Annotated in this window: 7 protein-coding genes and 1 pseudogene; 6 read left to right on the forward strand and 2 right to left on the reverse strand. The window is 64.7% G+C overall.

What is annotated here, in order from left to right; translation table 11 throughout:
* Positions 1-28: 28 nt before the first annotated feature.
* Together C8N32_RS05320 and C8N32_RS05325 are read left to right on the forward strand one after the other, a co-directional pair.
* Entirely contained in the window at positions 29-1,714 is a 1,686-nt protein-coding gene (locus C8N32_RS05320; protein WP_242509600.1) for a tetratricopeptide repeat protein, read from the forward strand.
* Positions 1,711-2,544, forward strand: coding sequence for a 4-(cytidine 5'-diphospho)-2-C-methyl-D-erythritol kinase (locus tag C8N32_RS05325; RefSeq protein WP_107891434.1), 834 nt, complete (start codon positions 1,711-1,713; stop codon positions 2,542-2,544). The genes C8N32_RS05320 and C8N32_RS05325 overlap by 4 nt, the downstream gene beginning before the upstream one ends.
* Positions 2,545-2,550: 6 nt before the next feature.
* Here the strand turns inward: C8N32_RS05325 and C8N32_RS05330 are convergent, their stop codons facing one another.
* Entirely contained in the window at positions 2,551-3,552 is a 1,002-nt protein-coding gene (locus tag C8N32_RS05330; protein ID WP_107891435.1) for a polyprenyl synthetase family protein, read from the reverse strand.
* A gap of 55 nt (positions 3,553-3,607) precedes the next feature.
* Between C8N32_RS05330 and C8N32_RS05335 the strand changes: the two genes are divergently transcribed.
* From C8N32_RS05335 to C8N32_RS05350, 4 genes and pseudogenes are all read left to right on the forward strand, one after another.
* On the forward strand, positions 3,608-3,829 hold the full coding sequence (locus C8N32_RS05335; protein ID WP_107891436.1) for a putative signal transducing protein: 222 nt from the start codon (positions 3,608-3,610) through the stop codon (positions 3,827-3,829).
* Positions 3,822-4,568 (forward strand): tRNA1(Val) (adenine(37)-N6)-methyltransferase, encoded by a 747-nt coding sequence (locus C8N32_RS05340; RefSeq protein ID WP_107891437.1) that lies wholly within the window; start codon positions 3,822-3,824, stop codon positions 4,566-4,568. The genes C8N32_RS05335 and C8N32_RS05340 overlap by 8 nt, the downstream gene beginning before the upstream one ends.
* 102 nt (positions 4,569-4,670) lie before the next feature.
* Positions 4,671-4,838, forward strand: coding sequence for a YdcH family protein (locus tag C8N32_RS05345; protein ID WP_107891438.1), 168 nt, complete (start codon positions 4,671-4,673; stop codon positions 4,836-4,838).
* A 273-nt stretch (positions 4,839-5,111) separates the two neighbouring features.
* Positions 5,112-5,396, forward strand: a pseudogene (locus tag C8N32_RS05350) (transposase); the annotation flags it as partial.
* A 351-nt stretch (positions 5,397-5,747) separates the two neighbouring features.
* On the opposite strand, the gene C8N32_RS15070 reads toward C8N32_RS05350, so the two are convergent.
* Positions 5,748-6,000 (reverse strand): hypothetical protein (locus tag C8N32_RS15070; RefSeq protein ID WP_211309704.1); only part of this gene is annotated, 253 nt, incomplete at its 5' end.

The following is a 6,000-nucleotide window of genomic DNA, read 5'->3' on the forward strand; positions in this document are numbered from 1 at the left end:
TTCGCCGCAGATAACCCGGAGATCCACCTTGCGTCCATCCCGCCTGATTGCCCTTGCCCTGATGCCGCTTTTGGCCGCGCCGGCCTTTGCGCGGGTGACCGATCTGTCCGGGCCGTATCTGGCCGCGCGCCATGCAAGCATGCAAAGCGATTTCCGTGCTGCGGCCCGCTATTATGACGAGGCCCTGCGCGCCGACAGCGCCAACCAGCGCCTTCTTGAAAATGCGGTCATGGCGCATCTGGGGCTGGGGGATCTCGATCGGGCGCTGCCGCTGGCCAGGCAGTTGCGGGCCTCCGGGGCGCGGAGTTCCGTCATGCAGATGGTTTTGCTGGCCGATGCCGCGCAGCGGGAAGATTACCAGGGCATTCTGGATGGACTGGATGCGGAGCAAGGCGTTGGCCCCCTTGTCGATCAGCTCAGCCGGGCCTGGGCATTGGTGGGATTGGGCCGGATGTCGCAGGCGCTGGAGATCTTCGACGCGGCGGCGGCGGAAACCGGGTTGCAGTCCTTCGGGCTTTATCACAAGGCGCTGGCCCTTGCGATGGTGGGCGATCTGGAAAGCGCCGACGCCATCCTCGCGGGGGAGGCAGCCGGGCCGGTACGCCCGACCCGGCGGGGGTTGCTCGCCCATGCTTCGATTCTCAGCCTGCTGGAGCGGCCCGAAGAAGCACAGGAAGTGCTGAACCAGATGTTCGGGTCCGAGGCCGATCCGGGGCTTGTCGCCTTGCGTGCGCGTCTGGATGCGGGGGAGACGATTCCCTTCGATACGGTCCGGACGGCTCGCGACGGAATTGCGGAAGTGTTCTATACCGTCGCCAGCGCGCTTTCCGACAATGCAATGGACAGCTTCACCCTGATGTATGCCCGGGTGGCTGAGTATCTTGCGCCGCAGCACGCCGATGCCAAGCTCATGTCTGCGGGTTTGTTCGAGGCCCAGCGCCAATACGACCTTGCCGTCGAGGCTTACAAAAGCGTTCCGCGTGACGACCCTGCCTTTTACGCTGCGGAACTGGGCCGGGCCGATGCGTTGCAGCGTTCCGGCGCCGAGGAGGAAGCCATCGCCGTTCTTCAGGCCCTGGCCGAGACGTATCCGAATGTTCCCATCGTCCATGTTACCCTTGGCGATGCCCTGCGTCAGAAAGAGATGTTCGACGCCGCATCCCGCGCCTATGACCGGGCGATCGAACTTCTGCCCGGGCGAGAGGCGGGTCAGTGGGTGGTTTACTATGCCCGCGGCATCACCCATGAGCGCGAAGGACGATGGGACAAGGCCGAGGCCGACTTTCGCACTGCGCTGGACCTGGAGCCGGGGCAGCCGCAGGTTCTGAATTACCTGGGGTACTCCTTTGTCGAGATGCACCGGAACCTCGACGAGGCCCTGGCGATGATCGAACAGGCGGTCGAGGCGCGTCCCAATGACGGCTACATCACGGACAGTCTCGGCTGGGTGCTTTACCGCCTTGGCCGATACGAGGAGGCCGTTTCTCACATGGAGCGTGCCGTGGAGCTGGAGCCCGTCGACCCGATCGTGAACGATCACCTTGGCGACGTGTACTGGGCTGTGGGCCGCAAACGTGAGGCCCGGTTTCAGTGGAGCCGGGCATTGTCTTTCGAACCCGAAGACCCGGACGCCGCGCGTATCCGCCGCAAGCTGGAGATCGGGCTGGATGCGGTTCTGGAAGACGAGGGGGCCGACCCCCTGCACCCGCAATGACGGTCGAGGCTTTCGCCCCCGCCAAGATCAACCTGACCCTGCACGTGACCGGCCGGCGTGCGGACGGATACCATCTGCTCGACAGTCTCGTGGTGTTTGCGGATGCGGGCGACCGCCTGATATGTGCGCCCGCAGAAGGGCTGAGCCTGATGGTCACCGGGCCCCGCGCCGGGGGTGTGCCCACGGATGGGCGCAACCTCGTGCTTCAGGCGGCGGCCCTGTTCGACGGGCCGGGGGTGGCGATCACGCTGGAAAAGAACCTGCCCGCTGCCGCGGGAATCGGAGGGGGGTCATCGGATGCAGCGGCGACGCTACGTGCATTGGCCGCGCTTTTGAGGCGCCCGTTGCCTGCGGCGGAGGCGGTTCTGGCGCTTGGGGCCGATGTTCCGGTCTGCCTGTGCCCCCGTCCGGTCCGGATGCGGGGGGTGGGGGAGGTCATCTCTGCCGCCCCCGAGATGCCGCGGATGGGGCTGGTGCTGGTGAATCCGGGGGTGGAGGTGCCGACGCCCGTGGTGTTCGGGGCGCTTGCGGAAAAGACCAACCCGCCGATGCCCGACCTGCCCGGCTGGAATACGGCAGCGGATCTGGCGGGATGGCTGAAGGTCCAGCGCAACGATCTGGAGTCGCCCGCTCGCCTCCATGCGCCGGTGATCGGCGACGTGCTGGAGGCGCTGGCCGCCACGCCGGGATGCCTTCTGGCGCGGATGTCAGGGTCGGGCGCAACCTGCTTCGGGATTTATGGTACACAGGCGGCGGCGCAGAACGCCGCGCAAAGGCTGCACGGCAGGTGGTGGGTTCAGGCTTGCGCGCCGTATAGCGAGGCCGGGTGATCTAAGTCAGTTGATCCGGGCTACCACGTAATCGGCCAGATCGGAGAGCATCTCACGAATTTCATGATCGGGCAGGAGGGTCAGCGCGTCTTTCGCGCGGGCGCTCCAGGCGAGGGCTTCCCGGCGGGTGTCTTCGATGGTTCCGTGGCGCTCCATCAGGGTCAGGGCATGTTCAAGGTCTCCCTCGCGCTGGTCTCCCTTTTCAATTGTGCGCTTCCAGAAGGCATGATCGTCCTCATTGGCGCGGGCCAGCGCCTTGATGAGCGGCAGCGTCAGCTTGCGCTCACGAAAATCGTCGCCGATATTCTTGCCGGTGCTCTTGGGGTCGCCGGACACGTCCAGAAGGTCGTCGACGATCTGGAAGCCGATGCCCAGCGCGTCGCCATAGGTGTGCAGGGCGCGCACCTGATCTTCCGGTACGCCGGCGATCACCCCGCCCACTTCCGTCGCGGCGGCGAAAAGCGCCGCGGTCTTGCCCCGGATTACCTTCAGGTAAACATCCTCGGTGGTGGACAGATCGCGCGCGGCGGTCAGTTGCAGCACCTCCCCCTCGGCGATGGTGGCGGCGGCGTTGGACAGGATGTCCAGCACTTTCAGGCTGCCCGGTTCCACCATCAGCTGGAAGGACCGCGCGAACAGGTAATCCCCCACAAGCACGCTGGACTTGTTGTCCCACAGCAGGTTGGCGGTGGGGCGGCCCCTGCGCTGGCCGCTTTCGTCCACGACATCGTCATGGAGCAGCGTTGCGGTATGGATGAACTCTACCGTTGCGGCAAGGTGGATGTGGTGCGGTCCTTCATAGCCGCACATCCGCGCGGCGGCGAGGGTCAGCATCGGGCGCAGACGTTTGCCCCCCGCCTCGATCAGGTGGGCCGTGACCTCGGGGATGCGCGGCGCGTGCTCCGATGTCATGCGCTCCCGGATCAGGGCGTTGACGGCGGTCATTTCGTCGCGCAGCGTATCTGCCAGGCGCTCATGCGGTTTGGTTGCGGCTGTATCCAGGCCCATCACGCTCTCGTCAGGTTGCTCGACAAAGGGGGAAATATGCCCTTATGTCGGTCTCATGAAAGAACTTATCCGCACCAATGACCCGACGCTTCTGGCCTTCGTCTCGGCGCTTCTTCAGGGGGAGGAGATAGACTGCTTTCCCATGGATGTCCACATGAGCGTCCTCGAAGGATCCATAGGCGTATTGCCGCGCCGCATCATGGTGCGCGACGGTGACCTGGCCCGTGCCCGCGTGGTGCTGCGTGACAACCGGGTCGATCTGCCCCCGAATGACTGAGGACGATTTCCTGGGCGGGCGGGTGCGGGCCGCCCAGCCGGCCGTGGGGTATCGCGCCGGGACGGATGCGGTTTTGCTGGCCGCTGCCGTGCCCGCGAAACCGGGGCAGAGCGTGCTGGAACTGGGGTGCGGTGCGGGTGTGGCGAGCCTTTGTCTCGCGGTGCGCGTGCCGGACCTGCGCCTGACCGGCATAGAGCGGCAGCTCCCCTATGCCGGGCTGGCCCGGACCAATGCGGCACGCAACGGCGTGAAGATGGAGATCGTCACCGCCGACATCACGAACCTGCCCGCGTCGCTGAGGGGGCAGAGTTTCGATCACGTTTTTGCAAACCCCCCCTATTACCTGCGGACCCGCGGCTCTGCCGCTTGCGATCCGGGGCGGGAGGCGGCGCTGGGCGAGGAGACACCCCTTTCGCAGTGGATGGATGTCGCGACGCGGCGGCTGGTGCCCGGAGGCTGGCTGACCGTTATCCAGAGAGTCGAGCGTCTGCCGGACCTGATGCAAGCCCTTGACGACAGGCTGGGAAGCGCAGAGTTGTTGCCGCTGGCCCCGCGTCAGGGACGGGCGGCCAAGCTGGGTGTGCTGCGTGCGCGCAAAGGCGCGCGCGGCGCGTTCCGGCTTTTGCCGCCGCTGGTTCTGCACATGGGCGCGCGCCACGAAACGGATGGTGAAAGCTACACGCCGCCGGTGCGGGCAGTGCTGCGTCAGGCCGCCGCGCTGCCGTGGCCCGGGGATTGAGCGGCCTTAAGCCTGAATTTCGGAATTTCAAGGACGTGACACGGCACGAGAATCATGGTGCACTATAACGGTATGATGTCACTTCGGGAGAGGAGCTAAACCATGAGCATGGGTTCGCATCTGCAGGAACTTCGCAAGAAACATCAGGCCCTCTCACAGAAGGTGGAACAGGCCCAGCGAAGCCCCGGCATTGACGAATTGCATATCGTGGAACTCAAGAAACAGAAGCTGCGCATCAAAGAAGAGATCGAGCGCCTTTCGCAGGTTTGAGACAGCGCCACGCGGTTTCCGGCCCCGGCATCAGCCGGGGCCTTTTTGTTGTGGGATGGCATGACAGGGCGCGCGCCACCCCATGGAAACGGTAAAAGCCGAAGCGCCGCGGCACGAAACCCAAAGCCCGGAGGGCCGGTTCCCCGGCAATGTCCGGCCTGACGGGTGACTCCGGTCGGCAAATTACCACCCTTTCCGGACAGGCGGTTGGTCTGCCCCCTGAAGAGTGGTCCTCCCTGAAGTAGACTTTCGAGCCAGTTGGAGGATGAAGGAATGCCCCAGAAGCAGCACAAGCCCGAGGAGATTGTCGCGAAGCTCCGGCAGGTCGACGTTTTGGTGTCGCAAGGACGGTCGGTGGCCGAGGCGGTTCGGTCGATTGGCGTGACGCAGTTCACCTACTATAGGTGGCGCAAGGAGTTTGGTGGGCTGAAGGCGAACCAGTTGAAGCGGCTGAAGGAACTGGAGAAAGAGAACGAGCGGCTCCGTAAGGCCGTCTCTGATCCGACGCTCGAGAAACTGATCCTGCGGGAAGCTGCGGGACGAACCCCTCAACGGCGAGATCTTCTACAGCCTCGCCGAGGCGAAGATCGTCATCGAGAGCTGGCGCCATCACTACAACACGAAGCGCCCGCACTCGTCGCTGGGGGACCGCCCACCGGCTCCCGAGGTCGTGCAGGGGCCGGCTCCGCCATCCGAGACACTTCGCCGGCCACCCCAACCGTAGCGCCCAGGCCAATCATGCACTAAGACTGAAACCGGACCACCCGATGGGGGCAGGCCAGGCGCTTCAAGAACCGCGCATAGAGCAAACGGCACCCTGCTGGCCCGTCGCCGCTGCGTTACATGGAGACTACGCAGCGCCGGGCCAGCTCAGCTCCGAGGGGGTCAATTTTGGGCGCCGATACGGGGTCACGATTCAATGCCGATTGACACTCGGATGTCATGGCGCAGCGCACCGAGTTCGCCGCACATGTCAAAGACCTCAAAGCTTCCATCGACACAACAAGACGTGCACTCGATCCTGAAGCTCTCGCCCAGCACGTCGCCGACAACAATACCGCATTCATGTAAGCGGTGTCGCCGCCCCACATTGCCGACGGGATCAGCCATTGCGAGTTGATACGCATCCGAAGAGAAGGAGTGCGTTTCGCAATGTTCGCAA

Origin of the sequence: Rhodovulum imhoffii (assembly GCF_003046545.1) — a bacterium.
GTDB lineage: Bacteria > Pseudomonadota > Alphaproteobacteria > Rhodobacterales > Rhodobacteraceae > Rhodovulum > Rhodovulum imhoffii.

Coding starts and splice junctions, on each gene's coding strand:
- C8N32_RS05330 (WP_107891435.1), bottom strand. CDS start 3,552: ATGGGCCTGGATACAGCCGCAACCAAACCGCATGAGCGCCTGGCAGAT.
- C8N32_RS05325 (WP_107891434.1), top strand. CDS start 1,711: ATGACGGTCGAGGCTTTCGCCCCCGCCAAGATCAACCTGACCCTGCAC.
- C8N32_RS05345 (WP_107891438.1), top strand. CDS start 4,671: ATGAGCATGGGTTCGCATCTGCAGGAACTTCGCAAGAAACATCAGGCC.
- C8N32_RS05335 (WP_107891436.1), top strand. CDS start 3,608: ATGAAAGAACTTATCCGCACCAATGACCCGACGCTTCTGGCCTTCGTC.
- C8N32_RS05340 (WP_107891437.1), top strand. CDS start 3,822: ATGACTGAGGACGATTTCCTGGGCGGGCGGGTGCGGGCCGCCCAGCCG.